Source organism: Microbacterium wangyouchuni, assembly GCF_051546305.1.
Lineage (GTDB): Bacteria > Actinomycetota > Actinomycetes > Actinomycetales > Microbacteriaceae > Microbacterium.
On sequence record NZ_JBPTMA010000004.1, the window covers coordinates 314,330 to 336,369 of the forward strand.

General features: G+C 64.3%; 22 protein-coding genes. 11 read left to right on the forward strand and 11 right to left on the reverse strand.

Features of this window, described 5'->3' with window-relative positions; genetic code table 11:
* The first annotated feature begins 59 nt into the window (after positions 1-59).
* From ACSS7Z_RS10685 to ACSS7Z_RS10695, 3 genes are read left to right on the forward strand one after another with little or no spacing between them, the layout of a single operon-like run.
* Positions 60-413, forward strand: coding sequence for a DUF3099 domain-containing protein (locus ACSS7Z_RS10685; RefSeq protein WP_438254662.1), 354 nt, complete (start codon positions 60-62; stop codon positions 411-413).
* The gene (locus ACSS7Z_RS10690) at positions 410-601 is read left to right on the forward strand and encodes a hypothetical protein (protein WP_438254664.1); all 192 of its coding nucleotides are present in this window, start codon (positions 410-412) and stop codon (positions 599-601) included. The genes ACSS7Z_RS10685 and ACSS7Z_RS10690 overlap by 4 nt, the downstream gene beginning before the upstream one ends.
* The gene (locus tag ACSS7Z_RS10695) at positions 598-1,422 is read left to right on the forward strand and encodes an SURF1 family cytochrome oxidase biogenesis protein (protein WP_438254665.1); all 825 of its coding nucleotides are present in this window, start codon (positions 598-600) and stop codon (positions 1,420-1,422) included. The genes ACSS7Z_RS10690 and ACSS7Z_RS10695 overlap by 4 nt, the downstream gene beginning before the upstream one ends.
* 1 nt (position 1,423) lies before the next feature.
* Here the strand turns inward: ACSS7Z_RS10695 and trmD are convergent, their stop codons facing one another.
* From trmD to rpsP, 4 genes are read right to left on the reverse strand one after another with little or no spacing between them, the layout of a single operon-like run.
* Complete coding sequence (trmD, locus tag ACSS7Z_RS10700) at positions 1,424-2,137, reverse strand: tRNA (guanosine(37)-N1)-methyltransferase TrmD (protein ID WP_438254667.1); 714 nt, start codon at positions 2,135-2,137, stop codon at positions 1,424-1,426.
* A gap of 20 nt (positions 2,138-2,157) precedes the next feature.
* Positions 2,158-2,739, reverse strand: a complete 582-nt coding sequence (gene rimM, locus ACSS7Z_RS10705) for a ribosome maturation factor RimM (RefSeq protein ID WP_438254669.1) — start codon at positions 2,737-2,739, stop codon at positions 2,158-2,160.
* Positions 2,723-2,953 (reverse strand): RNA-binding protein, encoded by a 231-nt coding sequence (locus ACSS7Z_RS10710; RefSeq protein WP_438254670.1) that lies wholly within the window; start codon positions 2,951-2,953, stop codon positions 2,723-2,725. The genes rimM and ACSS7Z_RS10710 overlap by 17 nt, the downstream gene beginning before the upstream one ends.
* 6 nt (positions 2,954-2,959) lie before the next feature.
* The gene (gene rpsP, locus ACSS7Z_RS10715) at positions 2,960-3,379 is read right to left on the reverse strand and encodes a 30S ribosomal protein S16 (RefSeq protein ID WP_438254671.1); all 420 of its coding nucleotides are present in this window, start codon (positions 3,377-3,379) and stop codon (positions 2,960-2,962) included.
* Positions 3,380-3,589: 210 nt separating this feature from the next.
* On the opposite strand from rpsP, the gene ACSS7Z_RS10720 reads away from it, so the two are divergent.
* Positions 3,590-4,735 carry a glutamate--cysteine ligase gene (locus ACSS7Z_RS10720; protein WP_438254672.1) on the forward strand — a complete coding sequence of 382 codons (1,146 nt, stop codon included), beginning with the start codon at positions 3,590-3,592 and terminating at the stop codon, positions 4,733-4,735.
* On the opposite strand, the gene glpK is transcribed toward ACSS7Z_RS10720, so the two are convergent.
* Positions 4,736-6,235, reverse strand: a complete 1,500-nt coding sequence (gene glpK, locus ACSS7Z_RS10725) for a glycerol kinase GlpK (RefSeq protein ID WP_438254673.1) — start codon at positions 6,233-6,235, stop codon at positions 4,736-4,738.
* A 101-nt stretch (positions 6,236-6,336) separates the two neighbouring features.
* Positions 6,337-7,302 carry a sugar-binding transcriptional regulator gene (locus ACSS7Z_RS10730; RefSeq protein WP_438254674.1) on the reverse strand — a complete coding sequence of 322 codons (966 nt, stop codon included), beginning with the start codon at positions 7,300-7,302 and terminating at the stop codon, positions 6,337-6,339.
* Positions 7,303-7,392: 90 nt separating this feature from the next.
* Between ACSS7Z_RS10730 and ACSS7Z_RS10735 the strand changes: the two genes are divergently transcribed.
* Positions 7,393-9,120, forward strand: coding sequence for a glycerol-3-phosphate dehydrogenase/oxidase (locus ACSS7Z_RS10735; protein WP_438254675.1), 1,728 nt, complete (start codon positions 7,393-7,395; stop codon positions 9,118-9,120).
* A gap of 59 nt (positions 9,121-9,179) precedes the next feature.
* Here the strand turns inward: ACSS7Z_RS10735 and ffh are convergent, their stop codons facing one another.
* Together ffh and ACSS7Z_RS10745 are read right to left on the reverse strand one after the other, a co-directional pair.
* Entirely contained in the window at positions 9,180-10,730 is a 1,551-nt protein-coding gene (ffh, locus tag ACSS7Z_RS10740) for a signal recognition particle protein (protein WP_438254676.1), read from the reverse strand.
* Between the two features lie 78 nt (positions 10,731-10,808).
* Positions 10,809-11,396, reverse strand: coding sequence for a TetR/AcrR family transcriptional regulator (locus ACSS7Z_RS10745; RefSeq protein WP_438254678.1), 588 nt, complete (start codon positions 11,394-11,396; stop codon positions 10,809-10,811).
* 80 nt (positions 11,397-11,476) lie between these two features.
* Here ACSS7Z_RS10745 and lipB point away from each other — a divergent pair, with 80 nt between their 5' ends.
* Together lipB and lipA are read left to right on the forward strand one after the other, a co-directional pair.
* The gene (gene lipB, locus ACSS7Z_RS10750) at positions 11,477-12,115 is read left to right on the forward strand and encodes a lipoyl(octanoyl) transferase LipB (protein ID WP_438254679.1); all 639 of its coding nucleotides are present in this window, start codon (positions 11,477-11,479) and stop codon (positions 12,113-12,115) included.
* Complete coding sequence (gene lipA, locus ACSS7Z_RS10755; protein WP_438254681.1) at positions 12,112-13,098, forward strand: lipoyl synthase; 987 nt, start codon at positions 12,112-12,114, stop codon at positions 13,096-13,098. The genes lipB and lipA overlap by 4 nt, the downstream gene beginning before the upstream one ends.
* Positions 13,099-13,146: 48 nt before the next feature.
* Here lipA and ACSS7Z_RS10760 read toward each other — a convergent pair whose 3' ends face one another.
* Positions 13,147-13,647 carry a DUF2004 domain-containing protein gene (locus ACSS7Z_RS10760; protein ID WP_438254683.1) on the reverse strand — a complete coding sequence of 167 codons (501 nt, stop codon included), beginning with the start codon at positions 13,645-13,647 and terminating at the stop codon, positions 13,147-13,149.
* 21 nt (positions 13,648-13,668) lie between these two features.
* Positions 13,669-14,544, reverse strand: coding sequence for a signal recognition particle-docking protein FtsY (ftsY, locus tag ACSS7Z_RS10765; RefSeq protein ID WP_438254685.1), 876 nt, complete (start codon positions 14,542-14,544; stop codon positions 13,669-13,671).
* 147 nt (positions 14,545-14,691) lie between these two features.
* On the opposite strand from ftsY, the gene ACSS7Z_RS10770 reads away from it, so the two are divergent.
* Complete coding sequence (locus tag ACSS7Z_RS10770) at positions 14,692-15,360, forward strand: hypothetical protein (protein ID WP_438254686.1); 669 nt, start codon at positions 14,692-14,694, stop codon at positions 15,358-15,360.
* Between the two features lie 121 nt (positions 15,361-15,481).
* Here the strand turns inward: ACSS7Z_RS10770 and smc are convergent, their stop codons facing one another.
* Positions 15,482-19,033 (reverse strand): chromosome segregation protein SMC, encoded by a 3,552-nt coding sequence (gene smc, locus ACSS7Z_RS10775; protein ID WP_438254688.1) that lies wholly within the window; start codon positions 19,031-19,033, stop codon positions 15,482-15,484.
* Between the two features lie 479 nt (positions 19,034-19,512).
* Between smc and ACSS7Z_RS10780 the strand changes: the two genes are divergently transcribed.
* The 3 genes from ACSS7Z_RS10780 to ACSS7Z_RS10790 are packed head-to-tail and all read left to right on the forward strand — an operon-like array spanning position 19,513 to position 21,974.
* Entirely contained in the window at positions 19,513-19,797 is a 285-nt protein-coding gene (locus ACSS7Z_RS10780) for a hypothetical protein (protein WP_438254689.1), read from the forward strand.
* 15 nt (positions 19,798-19,812) lie between these two features.
* Positions 19,813-20,901, forward strand: coding sequence for a GNAT family N-acetyltransferase (locus ACSS7Z_RS10785; protein WP_438254691.1), 1,089 nt, complete (start codon positions 19,813-19,815; stop codon positions 20,899-20,901).
* Positions 20,898-21,974: a GNAT family N-acetyltransferase gene (locus ACSS7Z_RS10790; protein ID WP_438254693.1), complete on the forward strand. Its 1,077-nt coding sequence runs from the start codon at positions 20,898-20,900 to the stop codon at positions 21,972-21,974. Before ACSS7Z_RS10785 ends, ACSS7Z_RS10790 begins: the two co-directional genes overlap by 4 nt.
* Positions 21,975-22,040 lie beyond the last annotated feature (66 nt).

The window sequence follows — 22,040 nt, forward strand, 5'->3', positions numbered from 1 at the left end:
GTCGATTCACCGCTTTCACGGCATCCGGCAACGTCCACGCGGCGTAGGCTTGAGGTACCGTGAAACGCTCCCACCAGGCCCCCGCAGTCACCTCCCTGCCGCAGTCCCCGCAGGAAGAGGCGACCGGTCGCGCCCGGCGATATGTGCTCACGATGGTAATCCGCATGGTCTGCTTCGCGTTGACGGTCTTGGTGACGCCCTACGGCTGGTACACCTGGGTGTTCGCCATCGCCGCGGCCGTGCTGCCGTATATCGCGGTGGTCTTTGCGAACGCCGTCAGTCCCACAACGCGCACTGCGGCAGAGTCCCCGACGGAGCAGCTGGCTGCCTCTTCCTCAGCTCCTCCGCCGGAGAAGGTCGAGGACCCGCCGGTGATCCGGTTGCAGGAACGACCGAAGGACGCTGAGCAGTGACGCATCAGTGCTCACGCGCCGCGTGTCGCAGCGACGCCACCCAGCAGATCGTCTGGCGAAATCCGCGCATTCACCCGGAGGATCGCGAGAAGATCTGGCTGGCCTGCGATGAACATGCGACGTTCCTCTACGACTATCTCGCCGCCCGGGACTTTCCCGTGACCATACGTGAAGGACTCCCGAAGTGAGCAACCGTTTCGTCCGATGGGGCCTGTACCTCGTTATCGCGGCCGCTTTCGCCGTTGCCTGCGTCTTCCTGTCGAACTGGCAGTTTGACAGGGGCGCGAACCGCGCCGAACAGATCGAGCTCGTCGAGAAGAACTACGACGCTGCCCCGGTTGCGTTGGATGAACTCATCGGGAGCGACGGAACTCTGGCGGCGGACGAGGAATGGCGTCCGGTGAAGCTCCAGGGCGAGTACCTCGCCGGGGACCAGATGCTCGTGCGCAACCGGCCGCACGGCGGTACCAGCGCGTTCGAAGTGCTTGTCCCCTTCCGGGACACGGACGGTCGCATCTTCGTCGTCAACCGCGGCTGGGTTCCGCCCGGTGAGGGCCCGCTGCCCGATGCTGTTCCTGCGCCGCCCTCGGGCATCGTCGAGGTGACCGTTCGGCTACGTCCGGGTGAGCCCCTGCCAACGTCGGGACGCAGCGCCCCCGAAGGACAGGTGCCGACGATTCATCTGCCGAGCATCGCGGATGCTGTCGGCGGCGATGTCATCACGGGGGCCTACGGTCTCATCAAAAGCGAAGACCCGGCACCGGAAACCGCCCCGGGTGGCTTCGACTCCCCCACTGATGATCCGGGCCCGCACCTGTCGTACGCGATCCAGTGGATCCTGTTCGGCATCATGGGGTTCATCTTCATCTTCTACATGATCCGCACAGAGGTACAGAAGCGTCGGGAAGAGCTAGAGGGACGCCCGACGCCTGTGAAGCGCCCCCGTCGTCGTGATCGCGATGCGGATGTCGAGGACGAGCTGCTCGACGACGTCGAAGCTCGCGTCTGATTCAGTCGCCGAGCAGATCGGGGCGTCGAAGTCTCGTCCGCTCAAGCTGCTGCTCGCGCCGCCATTTCGCGATCGCTCCGTGATTGCCGCTGAGCAGAATCTCGGGCACCGCACGGTCACGCCAGAGCGAGGGCTTAGTGTATGAGGCGTACTCGAGCAGCCCGTCCTCGTGCGACTCCTCGACCAGGCTCTCGGGGTTACCGACGACGCCGGGAATCAGGCGTCCAACAGCTTCGATCATCGCCATCGCAGCGACCTCGCCGCCATTGAGCACATAATCGCCCAGGCTGACCAAGCGCACTTCCCCGACAGTCGCGGCGTACTCGAACACCCGCTCATCGATACCCTCATAGCGACCGCAGCCGATGATGAGGTGCTCACGCTGTGCAAATTCACGCGCAGTGCTCTGTCGGAAGACTTCGCCTGCCGGCGACGGAAAGATGAAGGTCGGCTGCGTCGTCGATGCGGTCGCCAGGTCGTCAATGGCACGCGCCCAGGGTTCAGGCTTCATCACCATGCCGGCGCCGCCTCCGTAGGGCGTGTCGTCCACTGTGCGGTGCCGGTCGTCGGTCCAGTCGCGGAGATCGTGCACATGCAGATCAAGCAGTCCGCTTTCGCGCGCTTTGCCCAGCAGGGAAAGCGTCAGCCCGTCGAAGTACGACGGGAAGATCGAGACGACGTCGATGCGGTGGGCTGAGCCAGGCGATGAGTGCATGCGTTGATCGTAGTGATCGATCATTCAGCTGTGGCGTCGGGAAGCTCTTCGAAGAGGCCAGGAGGCGGGGTCACAACGACACGGCCACCGGACACATCAACGGACGGAACGATGGCTTCCACGAAGGGAACCATGATGTCCTGCTCACCGGCTTTGACGATCAGCAGGTCCTGCGCAGGCATGTGCTCGACCCGGACGACCTTGCCGATAACGACATCATCACGCACGACATCGAGGCCGACCAACTGATGGTCGTACCAGGCGTTGTCCTCGGTTTCGTCAACATCCTGATCGATCCAGAGGATCGCGCGCACGAGACCCTCGGCGCTATCGCGGTCATCGATGCCGTCAAAAAACACCACGGGATTGCCGTTCATCACCCGGTACTCGCGGACAACGACGGTCTTGCGGTGCCACGGAGATGCCTCGGGCACCTGCAACGTGAACTCGGCCCCGGTGACGAAACGTCGCTCAGGGTTATCGGTGTACAGCTCCAGCTTCAGCGCGCCTTTGAGGCCGTGAGCCTTGACAAGGCGTCCGACGCGCAGCTGGTTCTTGCCCTGGTTTCGTTCTGTCGACACCACGTCAGTCGTCCGCGACATCAACGCGAACCCGACGCCCATCAGCCAGAGCCGTGATGAGCGTACGCAGTGCCTTTGCGGTGCGTCCGCCGCGCCCGATTACGCGCCCCCGGTCGTCGGGGTGCACGCGCACCTCGAGCAGATCGCCTCGCGGCGAGTTGGAAGCTTCGATGCGAACATCGTCGGGGTGATCAACGATCCCCTTGACGATGTGTTCGAGCGCGGCGGCAAGCACAGCGAATTACTCGGCGTCGGCTGCGGGGGCCTCAGCGGCCTCCGCGTCGGCTGCGGCGGTCGGCTCAGCGGCCTTCTCTGCCTTGGGCTTCACGACGGACTTCTTCGAAGCGTCGATCTCGAACGGAGCCTTGGGCTCTGCAACCTGGACAGTGGACTTCGCGTCCTTGTCACCCTTGAACTTGCCCCAGTCGCCCGTGAGCTTGAGGAGCGCAGCAACCTGCTCGCTCGGCTGTGCGCCGACGGAGAGCCAGTACTGTGCACGCTCCGAGTCGACCTCGATGAACGAGGGCTGCTCGGTCGGGTGGTACTTGCCGATTTCTTCGATGACGCGGCCATCGCGCTTGGTGCGCGAGTCGGCGACGACGATGCGGTAGTAAGGCGCACGGATCTTGCCCATGCGCTTGAGACGAATCTTTACAGCCACGATTCTCCTGAATTGTGTGGAAGGAAACGAACTGATCGCCTGGAGAGTGGGGTGCACAACCCGGCGGAAGCTCTAATGAGTGAACGCGATCTGGATAGAGGGTCGAGAACGTCGTTCGACCTTCTATTCTGCCAGATGCCGGAGGCAGTCGCGAAACCTCAACACTCAGGGTCCAGGCGTGTCGCCGCATCTGCGTGTCAGAATGTGCACGTGCAGCAAGAATTCGCGCCCTCGCCACGCTCCACTGTGGGTCTGGAATGGGAGGTCATGCTCGCTGATCCGAGCAGAGGTGATCTCGCCGGGCGGGCGCCTGAACTGCTCGAGGCGCTGGAGGCCGAGAGCGAACCGGAGCGGCATACCGTCACCGGCGAGCTGCTCACCAACACCATCGAGGTCACCAGTGGCATCGGCACGTCGGTGTCCCAGGCGATCGGCGACATCGCCCATGCCATCACCGCTGTTCGCGCGGCGACGGATCCCGCCGGTATTGAACTGCTGTCGGCCGGCAGTCACCCTTTCGCGCAGTGGTTCGATCAGCAGGTGACCGACAAGTCCCGCTATCACCGGATGATCGAACGCACCCAGTGGTGGGGCCGCAACATGATGATCTGGGGCATCCATGTGCACATCGGCGTGGAAGATCGCGACAAGGTGTTCCCGATCATCAATGCGCTGACCTGTTTCCTGCCGCATCTGCAGTCGCTGGCGGCGTCCAGCCCGTTCTGGGCGGGCGAGCGCACCGGATATGCCTCGAACCGCGCCCTGGTGTTCCAGCAGCTACCCACAGCAGGCCTGCCCTGGCCGCTGCAGAGCTGGGCCGAGTTCGAACGCTACCTGGGCGACATGACCCGCACCGATGTGATGGCCGATGCTTCCGAGATTCGCTGGGATATTCGCCCGGCACCGCGTTGGGGCACGATCGAGGTGCGTGCCTGCGACGGTTTGTCGACGCTCACCGAACTCGCCTCCGTCGCGGCGCTCGTGCAGGTTCTCGTCGAGCATTTCTCGCGGATGCTGGATTCCGGTGAGCCGCTGCCGCAGATGCCGGCCTGGTTTCACCGCGAGAACAAGTGGCGTGCGGCTCGGTATGGTTTGGACGCCCGACTGATAATCGATGCCGACGGCTCACAGCAGCCGGTACGGGATCATCTGCGGGAGCAGATCGCTGCGCTCACCCCAGTGGCGAGAGATCTGGGGTGCGAGTCCGAGCTCGCATCCATCCACACAATCCTCAGCGAGGGTGCCAGCTATGAACGTCAGCTCGCTGTTGCAGATGCCACGGACGGCGATCTCCACGAAGTCGTACAGCACCTCATCCGTGAGTTCCGCTCCGGGCCCGGAGTGCCAGTGATCTGACTAGTCCTCGTCGACCCAATCGAAAGTGCGGGTCACGGCTTTGCGCCAGCGAGCGAGTCTCCGCTCACGCTCGTCGTCGTCGATGCTGGCACTCCAGCGTTCGTCCTCCCGCCACATGGATCTGAGCTCGTCCAGATCGCTCCACACCCCGACAGCAAGGCCGGCTGCGTATGCCGCGCCCAGAGCCGTCGTCTCGATCACAGCTGGTCGAATGACGGGAACGCCGATGATGTCGGCCTGAAGCTGCATCAGCGTGGCATTGCCGACCATGCCGCCATCGACCCGCAACTCCTGCAACGTGACGCCGGTGTCAGCGGTGACGGCATCCAGCACCTCACGGGTTTGGAAGGCCACGGCTTCGAGAGCGGCGCGGGCGATATGCCCCTTGTTCGCGAAACGGGTGAGGCCGAGAATCGCGCCACGCGCGTCCGGCCGCCAGTACGGCGCGAACAATCCGGAGAAGGCGGGCACGATGTAGACGCCGCCATTGTCTGGCACAGTCAACGCAAGCTCTTCGACCTCGGGGGCTTCCGAGATCAAGCCGAGGTTGTCACGCAGCCACTGCACGAGGGAGCCGGTGACGGCGATGGAGCCTTCCAGTGCGTAGCGGGGCGGCTCCTCACCAAGCTGATACGCCACCGTGGTGATCAGGCCGTTGTCGCTGGCGACGATGTCTTCGCCGGTGTTGACGATGAGGAAGTTGCCCGTGCCGTAGGTGTTCTTCGACTCGCCCCGATCGAACGCGGCCTGCCCGAAGGTTGCAGCCTGCTGGTCGCCGAGGATCGACGCGATCGGCGTGCCCTGCAGCGTTGTGCTGGCAGCTTCGCCATATACCTCGGACGAGGATCGGATGCTCGGAAGCATTGAGCGCGGGACGCCGAAGGCGGCCAGCAGCGATTCGTCCCAGTCGAGTGTGCGCAGGTCCATCAACAGCGTGCGGCTCGCGTTGGTCACATCTGTGACGTGAACCCCGCCCTCTGGTCCTCCGGTGAGGTTCCACAGCACCCAGGCGTCGGTCGTTCCGAACAACAGCTCCCCGCGTTCTGCGCGCTCGCGAGCTCCGTCGACGTTGTCCAGAGCCCAGGCGATCTTGGAAGCCGAGAAGTACGTTGCCAGCGGCAGCCCCGTTGTTTCGGCGAAACGACGCACTCCGCCGTCGGCTGCGAGCTCATCGATGAAGGGCTGCGTGCGGGTGTCCTGCCAGACGATCGCGTTGCAGATAGGCTCGCCGGTCGCGCGATCCCACACGACGGTGGTCTCACGCTGGTTCGTGATGCCGATCGCGGCGACATCGGCAGCCGTGATGTCGGCCTGTGCGACGGCCTCATCGATGACGAGCTGGACGTTCTGCCAGATCTCGCTGGCGTCGTGTTCGACCCACCCGGCTCGGGGGAAGATCTGTTCGTGCTCTCGCTGACCGGTTGCGACGATCGCGCCCTTGTGGTCAAAGACGATGGCGCGTGTGCTCGTGGTGCCCTGATCGATGGCGACGATGTGCATAGGTGTTCTCTCCAGCCGGTGACGGCATTGTCTGCTCTGCAACAGCCTAGAAGAAGACGGACGTGTGACTCAGCCGTGATGCACGAATGTGCAATCGCTACTCACGAAGCGACCAACTGCTCGGCAAGATGTTCGTCCAGAACCAGATCGGTGATCAGTCTGGTCGCGATCGCCCCGCGCAGGCTCGGCAGCTTCTGTGCGCCCGAAACCACGCAGATTCGCCGCGATGATCGAGCCAAGACCGAAAATGCCGGCCCGGTCGCACGACTGTTCAGCTGGATGTCGCGCCAACTGCCGTCTGGCCGGTAGAACACGGTCGCGATGTCGCCGACGACGTGCTCATCGCGCAGGCTCCGGTAATCGGCCTTCTCCAGGTATCCGCCGATGTACACGCGGCTCGGGATCTCGGCGAACGGCGACCCGAGACCAAACAGGATCACGTCGGCGCGCGCCTGCAGGTCGAGGACTCGCCGGGTACTGCGCTCACGCCACATCGCCTCTTTCGTGGCAGGGTCGTCGAAGAACGCCGGTACCGGAAACTGCTGGATGCTGGCGCCGAACGCCTGCCCGAACCGGTGCAGGATCTCACTGGCGTAGTCGACGCCGGTCGTGAACGTATTCCCAGCGCCGTTGAGTTGCACGACCGTCGAGTTATGCGTGTCTTTCTTCGGCAAATGGCGACTGATCGCGTCAAGCGTTGATCCCCAGGCGATGCCGAGCGTCATGTTCGACTCGAAGTACAGCGGCAGCTGACGGGCAGCGCTCATGGCTACGCGTTCGAAGCGTTCGACATCGGACAAACCCTGCGGGGTCGGCACAACGTGTGCGGCGATGCCGAAACGCGTCCGGATGGCCTCTTCCAATCGCAGCTCCTGCTCCTGCGGCGGGTGAATCTGAATCTCGACCAGGCCCGTGTCTCGTGCATGGGTCAGCAGCCGCGAGATGGACGAGCGCGACGTCGCCAGTTCTCGAGCGATGGCATCCATCGTCATGTCCTGCAGGTAATACATCTGGGCCGCGCGCAGCGCAGAGGCCGCCCGCGGATCACTCGCTGGCCGCTCGACCATGGAAGCCTCCTTGCACGTTCGTGCATCTCACTTGCGCAGTTGTGCTGACACGCTCAGGATATACCGTGAAGGCCCAGCAAGGAGAGACATATGAGCGCTGCCATCACGACCCCGATCGAACGCGACAACGTCCGCGCCGCACGAGAGAGCGGCCGCACGAGCGTTGTCGTCATCGGTGCTGGAATCAACGGCATCGCCACGTTCCGTGACCTCGCGATGCAGGGCGTCGACGTACTGCTGGTCGAGCGCAATGACTTCGCATCTGGTGCGACCGCGGCGTCGAGCCACATGATCCATGGCGGCATCCGCTATCTGGAGAACGGCGAGTTCCGGCTCGTCAAGGAGTCCGTCCAGGAGCGCAACGGTCTGCTCAAGGTCGCCCCGCACTACGTCAAGCCCCTGCAGACCACGATTCCGATCTACTCGACCTTCTCCGGCATCCTCGCGGCGCCCCTGCGCTTCCTGACCCACAAACAGGGCAAGCCTCAGGAGCGCGGTGCGTTCCTGATCAAGATCGGCCTCACCCTCTACGACACGTTCTCCCGCGACGGCGGTTCGGTCCCCCGGCACCGTTTCCTCGGCCGCAAGAAATCACTCGAGCAGCTGCCCAAGCTCGACAAGAACATCAAGTACACGGCCACCTACTACGACGCGTCTGTGCATGACCCGGAGCGGCTGGCGCTGGACGTGCTGCGCGATGGCGAGGCTGCTCATGACGGCGCCCACGCCCTGAACTATGTCGAGGCCGTCGGGCTGGATGACCAGGGCGTGCTGCTGCGCGACCGCGAGACCGGTAACGAGTTCCACATCACAGCCGACACTGTTGTGAATGCGTCAGGACCGTGGACGGATCTCACCAACGAGGCACTCGGAACCGATACGGCGTTCATGGGCGGCACCAAGGGATCGCACATTGTGCTCGACAATCCGGAGTTGCTCGAAGCGACCGCCGGCCGCGAAATCTTCTTCGAGCACTCCGATGGGCGCATTGTCCTCATCTACCCGCTCAAGGATCGCGTGCTCGTCGGCACGACCGATCTCGAGGCAGATCCCCGCGAGCCCGCCCGCTGCACCGAGGAAGAGGTTCAGTACTTCTTCGACCTGGTCGGCCATGTCTTCCCCACTATCGCCGTCGACCGCTCGCAGATCGTCTATCGGTACTCGGGCATCCGCCCCCTGCCGCACCACGATGACACTGCCCCCGGTTTTGTGTCGCGTGACTACCGCATCGAGCGACGCAAGGACGCAGGTTCCCCCGCCGTGTTCAGCCTCGTCGGCGGCAAGTGGACGACGTTCCGTGCGCTCGGAGAGAACCTCGCGAATCACGTGTTGGAGGAGCTGGGGCGCGAGCGCGTCGCCAGCACCGTGGGCGTGCGCATCGGCGGCGGAAACGGCTACCCGAAGACGCCACGACGCAAGATCGAGTGGCTGCGTGACAACGTCGGCGACACCGCCCGAGGCCGTGTGCTCTTCACCCGCTACGGCACGCGTGCCGCCGATGTCGCTGCGTTCATCGCCGAAGCCGAAGACGCTGCCGTGATCGGCGATGCGCTCTCCACCCGAGAACTGCTCTGGATGGTCGAGAACGAACAGGCCTGCCACGTCGCGGACGTCATCTTCCGTCGTACCAGCCTCGCCTTCACCGGCGATGCGGATGCCCAGGTCGTACAGACGATAGCTGAGGCGCTGGCGCCGCTGCTGCAGTGGTCTGCAGATCGCACCGCAGCAGAGATCGACGACACGCTCACGCAGCTGCGTGAGGCGCACGGCGTCGATGTCGCTGTCGCTGTCGCTGTCGCGGAGATCGCCTCCAGCTGAGCCGTCTCGCAATGCGAAAGGAGCTCCCGCCGATTGGCGGGAGCTCCTTTTCGTGAAGATCAGTTCTTACCGAAAAGCTTCTGAATCTCGGCGAGGTCGGCTTCGGTCGGAGCCGTCTGTCCGCCCAGTCCGAATCCGGAACCGGTGGCGGGTCCGGTCGGCAAGCCGGCGTTCTCAGCTGCACGCTTTGCCGGGTTGCCCGAGCGGGACACACTCTTACTCTTGCTCTTCTTGCCGCGCTTGGAGGAAGCACCGGGACGCCCCATACCGGGCATAGCACCCATCCCAGGGATGTTCGGGGTGCCACCGCGCGCGACGGTCTTCATCATCTTCGCAGCCTGGTCGAAGCGCTGCACGAGGGAGTTCACGTCGGTAACGGTCATGCCAGACCCCTTGGCGATACGCAGACGGCGCGAGCCGTTGAGCACCTTGGGGTTGTGACGCTCGCCCGGAGTCATCGAGCGGATGATCGCCTCGGTGCGGTCGATCTCCTTCTCATCGAAGTCTTCGAGCTGCTGCTTCATCTGGCCCATGCCCGGGAGCATCCCGAGCATCTTCTTCATCGAACCCATCTTCTTCATCTGCTGAAGCTGGTCGAGGAAGTCCTCAAGGGTGAAGGCCTCGTTCGCGAGTTTCTCGGCAACCTTCTGCGCCTCGTCCTCGTCGAAGGCCTCCTGGGCCTGTTCGATCAGGGTGAGGATGTCACCGAGGTCGAGGATGCGGCTCGCCATGCGGTCCGGGTGGAAGGGCTCGAGGTCATCGAGGCCCTCACCGGTGGAGGCGAAGATGATGGGGCGCCCGGTGACGGATGCCACAGAGAGGGCAGCTCCGCCTCGTGCATCACCATCGAGCTTGGAAAGGACAACACCGGTGAAGTCGACGCCCTCCTGGAAGGCCTTCGCCGTGTTGACAGCATCCTGACCGATCATCGCGTCGATGACGAACAGGACCTCGTCCGGGTTCGTGGCCTTGCGGATGTCGGATGCCTGCTTCATCAGCTCGGCGTCGACGCCCAGACGACCGGCAGTGTCGATGATGACGACGTCGTGCTGCTGACGGCGGGCGTGCTCCACGCCGTCGCGCGAAACCTTCACCGGGTCGCCGGTGCCGTTGCCCGGCTCGGGAGCGTAGATGGTGGCACCGGCTTGCTCGGCAACGATCTGAAGCTGGTTCACGGCGTTGGGGCGCTGAAGGTCGGCGGCTACCAGGAGCGGGGTGTGCCCGTCCTTCTGCAGCTGCTTGGCGAGCTTGCCAGCGAAGGTCGTCTTACCGGAGCCCTGAAGACCCGCGAGCATGATGACTGTCGGCGGAGTCTTGGCAAACTCCAGTCGCCGCTGCTCGCCGCCGAGGATCCCGACGAGCTCCTCGTTGACGATCTGCACGACCTGCTGCGCCGGGTTCAGTGCCTTGCTGACCTCATCGCCGAGAGCGCGTTCCCGCACCTTCGCCGTGAAGTCCTTGACGACAGCGAGTGCGACGTCGGCATCCAAAAGAGCGCGTCGGATCTCGCGGACGGTGCCGTCGACGTCGGCGGCAGTCAGCTTTCCCTTCGTGCGAAGGTTGCGGAAAGTCTCGGTAAGCCGATCGGAGAGCGTGCCAAAGGTAGCCATGGTGCTCTCGATTCTACGCGAGCGCGACCTCGAGCTCGACCTTGCGCGCGCCGCGAACTGGTTTCCTCCGCGAGCCGTTCAGATTCTCCACGGAAGTGCGTGAACGTCCGACATTGCCTCGTTCAACAGCGCCTCCAACGACCCACTGCCTGCTCCACGCTCGGCCCAGACGCGCAGCGATGACATCAGCGCTGCCGCGTAGGCGGCCCCGAGGATGTCGGCGCGGATCGCGCCGATGTCGGCACGGCATGCCGCCTCGGCAATGCCGGCGGCCAGTCGCGCTTGGCGAAGCCCGGTGTCACGCACGAGTTCTTCTTCGAGGCCCATCACAGTGGCGTTGCGCAGGGCGAGGGCAAGCGGATCCGGCGCGAAGTCCGTCATGACGCGCACGAGAATCGCACGCAACTCTGCTCCCCCGGCATCCGACCCGAGATTCGAAATCGCTGTCAGCGCCTGCTCGATCCGGGCGTCCAGCCCTGACCAGAGCACATCGCTCTTCGATGCGAAGTAGTTGAAGAAGCTTGAACGGCTGACGCCTGCGCGCTGAGTAATATCGGCGACCGACGTCGAGCCGTAGCCCTGCTCGAGGAAGAGCTCGCACGCAGCCTCGGCAAGCGTCTCTCGCGATGAGGCGCGGGGACGCCCGGCTCGAGGTTCATTTATCACCCTCTCACCGTACATCGCACGCCGATTCGACTCGCGGGATGTATTGTTAGACCGCATCCAACAATATGTGAAAGGTGATCATGCTCGACATCCTGACTCCGGGTCTCGCGCCAGACCTTGTCCCCTATCTCGACGGCTGGGCGCTGCAGCGCAGCATCCATCACGACGTCGTCGACGGCGCTCGCCCGGACACGTTGGTCCTGCTCGAGCACGAGGCCGTCTACACAGCCGGCAAGCGCACAGAGGACCACGAGCGTCCGCAGGACGGCACACCTGTTATCGATGTCGATCGCGGCGGGAAGATCACCTGGCACGGCCCGGGCCAACTCGTCGGCTATCCGATCGTGCGTCTGCGCGAACCGATTGATGTCGTGGCACACGTGCGACGGCTCGAGCGCGTGCTGATCGATATTCTCCGGCCGCTCGGTGTGGATGGCTATCAGGTCGAGGGGCGCAGCGGGGTGTGGGTGCGCCGTCCGCTCTCGGAAGACAAGGTCGCGGCAATCGGCGTGCGCGTGCAGAACGGGGTGACGATGCACGGCTTCGCGATCAACTGCAACAACTCGCTCGCCGGCTTCGGCGGGATCATCCCGTGTGGCATCGCCGATGCCGGAGTCACAACAGTCAGTGAAGTAGTCGCTGCAGAGACCTCGCCCGCAGACCTTGTCACTGCTGTGGCCGAAGCGTTCCTCACCGAGTACTCGGCGGTGGCTGCATGAGCGCGCCAGAAGGGCGGAAGCTGCTGCGGCTCGAAGCGCGCAATGCCGAGACGCCGATTGAACGAAAGCCCGCGTGGATCAAGACCAAGGCGAAGATGGGCCCCGAATACCAGGCACTGCACTCGCTCGTGAAGGACGAAGGCCTGCACACGGTGTGCCAAGAAGCCGGTTGCCCAAATATCTTCGAGTGCTGGGAAGACCGTGAAGCAACCTTCCTCATCGGCGGATCGCAGTGCACCCGTCGTTGCGATTTCTGCCAGATCGACACCGGCAAACCTGCCGCTTATGACACGGACGAACCGCGCCGCGTCGCCGAAAGCGTCGCCCGAATGGAGCTTCGTTATGCCACGGTCACCAGCGTTGCACGCGACGATCTTCCCGACACCGGGGCCTGGCTGAACGCCGAGACGGTACGGCGGATCCATGCGCAGAATCCGAACACCGGCGTCGAACTGCTCGCGAACGACCACGGTGGCGACCCCGACTTCCTCGGGGAGATCTTTGACGCCCGGCCCGAGGTATTCGCCCACAACGTCGAGACCGTGCCGCGCATTTTCAAGCGCATCCGCCCGGCGTTCCGCTACGAGCGCTCGTTGGGTGTGCTGACTCAGGCCCGCGATGCCGGCCTCATCACGAAGTCGAACCTCATCCTCGGCATGGGCGAAGAACCAACCGAAGTGATCGACGCCCTGCAGGACTTACATGATGCGGGCTGCGACATCATCACGATCACGCAGTATCTACGCCCGACCCCGCGACACCTGCCGGTGGCACGCTGGGTGAAGCCGGACGAATTCGTCGAGTTCAAGCAGGAAGCCGAGCGAATCGGGTTCCTCGGGGTTCTGGCGGGTCCGCTCGTGCGGTCGTCGTATCGCGCCGGACGCCTCTGGGCGCAGTCGATGCTGTCGAAGGGACGCGAGATCCCACCGCACCTGGCGCACATCGCAGAAAGCGCGGATCTGGGCTTCGCGCAGGCCGTGTGATGACGCTCCGGGCAGCGCGTCGGCGCTGTCCGGAGTGGGCGGAAAGATTTAGTCGGCGCTCATGACCGATTGCACGGTGCCGTCTGAAGCGAGGTTCACCAGCAGGACTTCATCGGTCTCGTCAGCATCCAGCGCGTACTCGAGTACGGCGAACGGCTCGGATCCACCGTGCTCATCGGCCAAGATCGTCATGCTCATCAGTCGCAACGAGCGGATGATGTCGACCGAATCGTCACCGCTGACATCCACCAGGACCTCTGCGAGCTCATCGCCATAGGCTTCCTGCTGCTGCAGGATGTACTCGGTCACTTCGCTGGTGCGATCATCCACCTCCGCGAGCATTCCGCGCCGTGCCGTGGCATCCACATCCTCGAGTCCAGAGATCAACGAGGCTGCGATATCGAGAGCGTCCGGGGAAACATCATCCTGGTCCGGAGCGGTGAGGTCGACCGTCACCGACTGGTCGCCGAGGTCGACCGTCTCGGACCAAAAAATTGATCCGTCCGGCCCCGAGGACAAAAGCCCGAAGTAGTCGTGTTCGATCGCCATAACGCTATGAAACCAGTCCAATCACTGCCCGACAAGGGATGCCACGAAGACGTGCGGCGTGAAACCCGTGAGGTCGTCGATTCCCTCACCCTGACCGAGGAGTTTGACGGGGATTCCCGTTCGCTCCTGTACCGCCAGCACAAAGCCGCCCTTGGCTGAGCCATCGAGCTTGGTGAGCACGAGTCCGGTGACACCAGCATGTTCGAGGAACGATTCGGCCTGCATGACGCCGTTCTGTCCGGTCGTGGCATCCAGAACCAGAAGAACCTCGCTGATCGGTGCTTGCTTCTCGATGACGCGGCGGATCTTGCCGAGTTCATCCATCAGGCCGCCCTTGGTGTGCAGGCGCCCCGCGGTGTCGATGATTGCGATCTCGATGCCCTCGCGCTGTGCATACTCGATGGTCTGAAACGCGACGGATGCCGGATCTTGCCCCTCCTGCTGAGGACGAACGATCGCCGCTCCCCCGCGCTGGGCCCAGGTTGCGAGCTGCTCGACGGCCGCGGCACGGAAGGTGTCTGCGGCACCGACGACGACGCTGCGCTGGTATCCGCGCAGGAACTTCGTGAACTTCCCGATCGTGGTCGTCTTGCCGACGCCGTTGACGCCGACGACCAGCACGACAGCTGGGCGCTCCGTGAGCTTCAGCGTCGTGTCGAACTTCGCGAAGTGCTCTTCCAGCGTCTCGCGCAGCATCCGCTGCAGATCTTTCGGGTCGGTCGTGCGGTACTTCTCGACCTTGTCGCGCAGCTCGTCGACGATGCGCTCGGAAATGTCCGGCCCGAAGTCCGCCGTGATCAGCGCCGTCTCGAGGTCTTCCCACGTCGTTTCATCGATCGTGGGTTTGACGAACATGCCGCGCAGCGCGCGACCCAGGGACCAAGACTTCTCCGCCATGGCTCCAGCCTAGGCGGTGCTGCCTGGTGCCCGTCCCGATTCCCAGACGCTCGAGGGTCGCGGCGGCGTGTCTCACGTGCCGGTCGGCCGGACACGCCGTGGGCACCGCGAGCCATCTGGGATAAGGCACGGAATATGCTCTCGACCATGACGTTCGATGCTCTGTATGTCCACGGTGCGGGACGTCGTGGGACAGCCGCGTGGCCGACGTTGGGCCATGAGCACGGCGAGTTCCTCAGTTTCGATGCGGGATCTTCCGTCCAGGAGCAGGTCGGGGTCATCCTTCGAACACGTGCCGACCGGCGCTCGTTCTTCTTCGCGCACTCGATCGGCGCGGTGCCCACCGTCCTCGCTGCAGCTTCAGGAGCTCTCGACGTCGCAGGACTCGTCCTCGTGGAGCCTGCGCTCTACGACATCGTGCGTGGAGAGCCACCAGTCGAGCGGCATATCTCCGCTGTGACCGAGGCACGCGCGCAGGCCGCGGACGGCAACCTCCGCGGATGCTGGGCAATCTTGCGTCCGCTGATGTTCGGAGGCACCTTCGACGAGGATGCCTGGGACGAGGAACGTCCACTCGCCGAGTATTGGGCGCAGACGAACGTGCCCTGGGGCCACGCTGTCCGGCCACACCTGCTCACCGGCATCCCGACTCTCGTCATCACCGGCGGGTGGAACGATGAGTACGAAGCGATCGCCCACGTTCTCGCCGCTCATGGCGCCCGCCATCAGATCTTGGTCGGCGCACAGCACCGGCCGCAGGATCTCCCGGAGTTCGCCGCGCATGTGGCGGAATTCACCAGCGCACTCTCACACTGACCCGTCCCGATTCCCAGACGCTCGAGGGTCGCGGCGGCGTGTCGCACGTGCCGGTCGGCCGGACACGCCGCAGGCGAGTTTGGTCGTCTGGGATTTGGGCCGGTCTGCGGATGCTCTTCGCTCAGCTTGCGGCAGCGGCGCGGTCTCCCACGCGCTGGCCGACAACCGCCGAGACGCCGTCCTGGCGCATGGATACGCCGTACAGGGCATCGGCGATCTCCATCGTGCGCTTCTGGTGCGTGATCACCAGCAACTGCGAACTTTCCCTCAGCTGCTCGAACACGGTGAGTAGACGACCGAGGTTGGCGTCATCCAACGCGGCCTCGACCTCGTCCAAGATGTAGAACGGGCTCGGCCTGGCCTTGAAGATCGCCACCAGCAGCGCGACAGCGGCAAGTGACCGTTCACCACCAGAAAGCAGGGACAACCGCTCGATCTTCTTACCAACAGGCCGTACCGAGACCTCGATGCCCGTGGTGAGCATGTTGTCCGGATCAGTCAGGGAGATGCTTCCCGAACCGCCAGGGAACAGCAGGGGGAAGACCTCGCCGAAGGCGCGCTGAGTATCCTCGAACGCACTCGCGAATATCGTCTGCATCCGTTCGTCGAGATCAGTGATGATCGTCAACAGATCCTGACGGGTCTGGGTGAGGTCGGCGAGCTGTTCCGTCAAGAACGCATGGCGCTGCTCGAGCGCGGCGAACTCCTCCAACGCCAGCGGGTTCACCCGACCGAGTTGGTTGAGCTTTCGCTGAGCTTCGGAGAGACGGCGTTCTTGGATGCGTCGGTCATACGGGATAGCGGTGGAATCCGCGCCGTCTTCCTCGGCGGTTTCCGGCTCTGCCAGCGGGTCGCGCGGCACCGGCTGATCCGGCCCATATTCCGCAACGAGAATATCTTCGTCGAGCGCGAGTTCGGATGCCACGCGCTCCAGCAGACTGGTCAGATGCAGCTTTTTCTCATGGATCTGCAGCTCCAACCCGTGCACGCTCTCGGTGAGCCCGGCAAGCCGCTCGCGAAGCGAAGTCTCCTGTGCACGGAACGCCGTCAACTCCTCGTTCTGCGCTGATCGAGTGCTCTCTGCCTCGCTCAGGCTGATGCGCGCTTCCGTCACCGAACGGTCGATCGAATCCAGAACCCGCGGCAGTTCATCAGCCACAGCGGTCGCCGCTTCGCGCTGCGCCCGCCGGATCACGGCACGCCGCGCAGCTTCCGCCGCAGCATCCCGTTCCTGCTCCCGCTGGCGCTCCAGGCTCGCGGCCCTGGCCTGAGCTGCACGCACACGCTCACGCAGTGTCTCGATCTCCAACCGCGCACGCACTTCGTCTTCACGGGCGCTCTCCAGCGCTTCGAGCAGGCCGTCTCGGGCCGAGGCATCCAGCACCGGCCTCGGCGTCGCCTCAGCCGCTGCCAACTCAGCCGTCGTTGAAGCCGCTCCGGCCTCGGCATCCGCGACGGCTGCCTGCGCCTGCGCGAGCCCGGCCTCAAGCCGCTCGCACTCCGCAACAGCCGACTCATGACGAACGGTGACTCTGTTGACCTGCTCCGCGTGCGTCGCGAGCGCCGCATCGTGCTCACGCAGCGCCCGCAACGAATCCTTCGCCTGACGACGCGTGGTCTCCACCCGCTCCGAGGCATCCTCCCGCGCCGTGCGCAGTGAGTCGACGATCACGCGGACCTCGGCGAGCCGGTCCTGCGCCGCATCCCGTTCCGCGGCAAGCTCCAAGCGCGAGCGTTCCCCGCCCGATCCGGTTCGCAGCGTCTGTGCGGTGATGACATCACCGCCGGTTGTGACGATGGTGACGGTCGTGTTTACGAGCGCGTCCAGTGCCGCTCGCGCGCGGCGGGCTGCGTCAAGATCGTCAGCCACCAGTACATGAGAGAGCACCGCCAGCACACCAGCCGGGGCAGTGACGACCGACGTCGCCGCCGTCACGCCGGCAACCTCCGGCAGCACGGCCTCAGACGCCACAGCTTCAGCGGCAACGAAATCTACGACACCGAGTTTCTGCTCAACAGCTTCTGCTGCCAGCGCGAATGCTGCCGCCGAGTCGTCGACCAGCACGCCCTCGGCAAGCGGTCCGAGAACCGCGGCTATCGCAGCTTCAAATCCTGCCGTCACCTGTACGGAATCGCCGACCAGTCCCCGCACGCCCGCAGCGCCGGATTTCACCACCTCGGCCGCACCGCCCGAAAGCGACAGGGCGCTGCTCAGTGCCGATGCCTTCGCCGTCAGTGACTCCGCCTCGCGCTCAGCTGAGTGCAGCTTCTCCCGCAGCGCTTCCCGCTCGGTCTCGGCGGCAGTCGCTTCCCGCTGCGCAGTCTCATAGGCCGTGGCATGCTCAGCCGCGGTTCCTACTGGGGCTTCCGCTTCATCGATCTGTTCAAGCGCATCGGCCGCCTCACGGCGTCGTTCATGAGCCGCTTCGAGCGCGTTCTCCTGGCGCAGCACAGCGCCACGAACGGCAGCCAGCGCGGATGCCGCCGCCTCTGCCGTGCCGCGCAACGCAGTGATGCGCATGTCATGCTCGGAGACCAGTGCGCTCTGCTCGGCGATGTCCACATCGAGGGTGTCGAGTTCTGCCCTCGCGTTGATGACCTCGCGACTAGCGCTTGCCGCACCATCCTGAGCGTCACCGAGACCGGCCGATATCGCCGTGATCTCATCCTTGGCCTCGTCGATCATCGCCTGTGTCACCGTCACTGCGGTGACGGCAGCGTCGTCCGCGTCCGACCCCAGCAGCGCGAGCCGTTGGTTGGCCAGCGTGTAGAGCGACCGCATCCGCTCCTGTGCTTGTTCAAGGCCGAAAGTGATGCGCCGCGCCTCGTCGACACCGGCCGAGTTCTGAGTAGCTTCGAGCCGAGCGATGCCGGCACGAACAGTATCGGCCTGATCTGTCAGCACCAGCCGCTCCGTGTGCCGCTCCTGCTCGGTGTGCGTATGGTCAGCCAGCGCGGTTCGCAGCGCGACGACGTCATCGGCGAAGATGCGCGCCTTCGCGTCACGGACCATGGCGGCGATCGATTGTGCTTCGCGGGCGATCTCGGCCTGCCGGCCGAGCGGCTTGAGCTGGCGCCGGATCTCGCCGGCGAGATCACTGAGCCGGGTGAGATTGGCCTCCATGGCGTCGAGTTTGCGGAGGGTCTTCTCCTTGCGTCGGCGGTGCTTGAGGATGCCGGCGGCTTCTTCGATGAACCCGCGACGATCCTCCGGCGATGCCTGCAGCACGGTGTCCAGACGTCCCTGCCCGACGATGACGTGCATCTCTCGACCGAGACCGGAGTCGCTGAGCAACTCCTGCACGTCGAGCAGCCGGCAGCTTGAGCCGTTGATCGCGTACTCACTGGAGCCGTTGCGGAACAGCGTGCGGCTGATCGTCACCTCGGCGAATTCGATCGGCAGAGCGCCGTCACTGTTGTCGATGGTGAGCTGCACTTCGGCACGGCCCAGAGGACCACGCGTGGATGTTCCGGCGAAGATGACGTCTTCCATCTTGCCGCCGCGCAGCGTCTTGGCGCCCTGCTCACCCATCACCCAGGCCAGGGCGTCGACGACGTTCGATTTGCCGGATCCGTTCGGTCCGACGATGCAGGTAACGCCGGGTTCGAACACGAAACTGGTCGGCTGTGCGAACGACTTAAAGCCCTTAAGCGTCAGGCTCTTCAGATGCATACGAGCACCACTCGTTCGGGAAGAATCACGCCTGAAGATTATCCGAAGCCGCCCCGGAATCCAGCATCCCGCGCGGCGCGACTCCGGATCCGCGACGACCGCGACACGCCGTAAAGACGGCAATTGCTTGACGTACGCTGTGCCTGCCCACTAAATTGACAAACCGGATCGCTCACGAAAGGAGGACGCTCATGATTACTTCAACTCTCATCGCTCACACCGCAGGCACTGCCGCGGATCGTGCGGAGAATCTGGCGTCCTCGTACTTCGGCATCCGTCCCAGCACGCTGTCGTAGCACCGCCATCTGAGATTCCTGGCCCGTAGTGGGCCTTCTCTGCCGGTCTACGCCGCCTCCGCATCGGTCGTCTCTCTTCGACCCTCTGCACCCCTTCTGGCCGCGTCTCATCTTTCGAGCGCACAGGCCTCTGCATCCGATCATCGGACTCTGCACCCATCTCTACACGAAACGAGCAACACCGTGAGTACTCGCACGCTGCTTCGCAGCACCGCCCACCCGCCATGTACCGAGGACCAGGAGATCCTCGAGATCACCGTTCCCAGCAACCGGCACGAACTCGCTCTGCGCGATCGGCTGTCATTGCGTATCGGCCTGTGGCTGCTAGTCCGTGCCCGGCGCCCGAACCGGCCGTCGAAGCCAGCTATGAGCCGTGAGCAAGTAATGCTCATGCTCGAAACACGCCGCACCGTCGAGCGTGAGGCGCTGGCCGTGGTCATGTACGACCTGCACCGCGTTCAGCGTTGATCGAAAGGATCAATCATGGCAATCACCCTCACCCACGCCGCGACGCTGCACCCGCTTCCTCTTCCGGAGGCGGGTGCAGCACCCACCCCGCTGATCCGCCAGTACGCGGACGTGCGCAATGCGTCGATTCTCGAGACGAGCGGACGCGATGATGATGTTTTGCCAGTCGAGTCGTTACTGCCCGTGCTGTACTCGACGCGCGCTTCGCGCAGGCGTCAGTGGTACATCGAGCAGGACGGCTCGATGATCGGATGCATCGCGGCAGACATCCTGCAGGATGCCGATGGCGAATCCGCCATCGTTGTCATCGCTCTGCTTCAGAAGCACGGGGGCCAGGGCCTCGGCACTGCGGCGCTCGCTCACCTCGAATCGGAACTTCGAGAAGCCGGGGTTCGCAAGCTCCTGTGCTGGGTGGAGCACCACGGCGACGACACCGATGTGATCTGCTCGCCAACCGGCTTCGGATCTGTGCCCCGCGACAACGTCGCACATTTCCTCGAGCGCCGCGGGTTTGCGCTCGGTCAGGTCGAACGCGCCAGCGCTCTGACCTGGGATGCTGACACCGTTCACGGACTCGAGCGCGCGCGGGCCGCAGCCCAAGAGCACGCGCAGGACTACCGCGTCGTGCAGTGGCTGTCGCCAACGCCTGCCGAGTATGTTGACGGCTACGCGTGGATGAAGTCCCGAATGTCGACCGACGCCCCAGACGCCGATCTCGGAATGCCCGAGGAGATCTGGGATGCCGCACGGGTGGCAGAACTCGATGCGCGACAAACCGCGAAGGGCTTCACGATCCAGGTCACAGCCGCGCAGCACATCGCCACCGGCGAACTGTGCGCATTCAACGAGTTGGCGATGAGTATCAGCGATGCGTCCAGCGTGACCCATCAGTACGACACCCTCGTGCTGGCGGGGCATCGCGGCCATCGTCTCGGCGCCTTGGTGAAGACGGCCGGTCTCCTCGGATGGCACCAGAAGTTCCCTGCGTCCCCGCGCGTGGTCACCTACAACGCCGAGGAGAACCGCCCGATGCTTGACATCAACGAGGCCCTAGGCTTCGCACCGTTCGCCTATGAGGGCGCCTGGAAGAAAGATCTGACGTGAACGCACCCATAATCACCGACCTGGTGATTCCGGCATCCCTCGACACGATCGACGCTGCGGAGTTTCGAGCGATGGTCGACCTCGGCAATCGGATGGCGCAACTCGACAGCGGCATCGACGATCTGGACGACACCCCCGAACAGCTGCTGCCTTCGTGGCTCGACCAGACCGACCGCACGCGGCGCGGTTTCATCGCGCGGCGGGACGGTCAGATCGTCGGCGCCGCCGAGATCACAACGTCGAACGCCGCGGGAACGACCTCCGCAGAGATCGGATTCATGGCTCTTCCCGACGAGCTCGCGGGCGCCGTCGGCCAATCGCTGTTGGAGCGCGTCGAGCAGGAAGCGCGGGTACTCGAACGTTCCGCACTGCAGACGTGGTCGCTGCATCCCGCGGCCCCGGACGAGCGGATGCTGACACCAGCGACCGGCTGGGGTGAGGTGGCATCCACGCCGCTCAGCGCGCTGCTTACAGCGAATGGCTACGCACTCGAGCAGGTCGAGCGCAACAGCGTACTCCCCCTCGACGGTCCGCTCATCGATGCTGAGCGCCGGCTTCGGGAGGCCTTAGCCATCGCTGGGGCAGATTACCGCGTCGCGAGTTGGACGCTGCCGACGCCTGCCGAGTTACGTGCCGGATACGGAAGCATGATCGCTCGTATGGCCACTGATGTGCCCAGCGGAGACCTCCTCATGGAGGCAGAGATCTGGGATGACGAGAAGGTTAGTCGCCGCGACATGCAGTTCGCCGCGGGTGGTCAGATGATGTCGGTCGCGGCGGTGATTCATGAGCCGACCGGTGCCATGGTGGCGTTCAACGAGCTGCTGGTCGGCGCGGATCGCGCGAGCGTCACCCATCAGTGGGGAACGCTCGTCGCGAAGGAGCACCGGGGCCGACGCCTGGGCACGATCGTGAAGTGTGCGAACCTGCTGCGGTGGAAGGAGCTGGCCCCGAAATCGCCCAAAGTCTCGACATTCAACGCGGAAGAGAATCGTCGGATGCTCGACATCAACGAGGCGATCGGCTTCGTGCCTGCTTCCTATGCCGGAGGGTGGCAGAAGCGACTCGGCTGAGGCCTGCCTGCTGACAGCCAGCCAGCCGAGGATCATCCTCGCGATGTACGCCCGGCCGGTTTGACA

Bases quoted from the DNA above. Each gene is read 5' to 3' on its own strand.
- trmD (WP_438254667.1), bottom strand. From the start codon at position 2,137: ATGCACTCATCGCCTGGCTCAGCCCACCGCATCGACGTCGTCTCGATC.
- rimM (WP_438254669.1), bottom strand. From the start codon at position 2,739: ATGTCGCGGACGACTGACGTGGTGTCGACAGAACGAAACCAGGGCAAG.
- glpK (WP_438254673.1), bottom strand. From the start codon at position 6,235: ATGCACATCGTCGCCATCGATCAGGGCACCACGAGCACACGCGCCATC.
- ACSS7Z_RS10730 (WP_438254674.1), bottom strand. From the start codon at position 7,302: ATGGTCGAGCGGCCAGCGAGTGATCCGCGGGCGGCCTCTGCGCTGCGC.
- ACSS7Z_RS10735 (WP_438254675.1), top strand. From the start codon at position 7,393: ATGAGCGCTGCCATCACGACCCCGATCGAACGCGACAACGTCCGCGCC.
- ffh (WP_438254676.1), bottom strand. From the start codon at position 10,730: ATGGCTACCTTTGGCACGCTCTCCGATCGGCTTACCGAGACTTTCCGC.
- lipB (WP_438254679.1), top strand. From the start codon at position 11,477: ATGCTCGACATCCTGACTCCGGGTCTCGCGCCAGACCTTGTCCCCTAT.
- lipA (WP_438254681.1), top strand. From the start codon at position 12,112: ATGAGCGCGCCAGAAGGGCGGAAGCTGCTGCGGCTCGAAGCGCGCAAT.
- ACSS7Z_RS10760 (WP_438254683.1), bottom strand. From the start codon at position 13,647: ATGGCGATCGAACACGACTACTTCGGGCTTTTGTCCTCGGGGCCGGAC.
- ftsY (WP_438254685.1), bottom strand. From the start codon at position 14,544: ATGGCGGAGAAGTCTTGGTCCCTGGGTCGCGCGCTGCGCGGCATGTTC.
- ACSS7Z_RS10770 (WP_438254686.1), top strand. From the start codon at position 14,692: ATGACGTTCGATGCTCTGTATGTCCACGGTGCGGGACGTCGTGGGACA.
- smc (WP_438254688.1), bottom strand. From the start codon at position 19,033: ATGCATCTGAAGAGCCTGACGCTTAAGGGCTTTAAGTCGTTCGCACAG.
- ACSS7Z_RS10785 (WP_438254691.1), top strand. From the start codon at position 19,813: ATGGCAATCACCCTCACCCACGCCGCGACGCTGCACCCGCTTCCTCTT.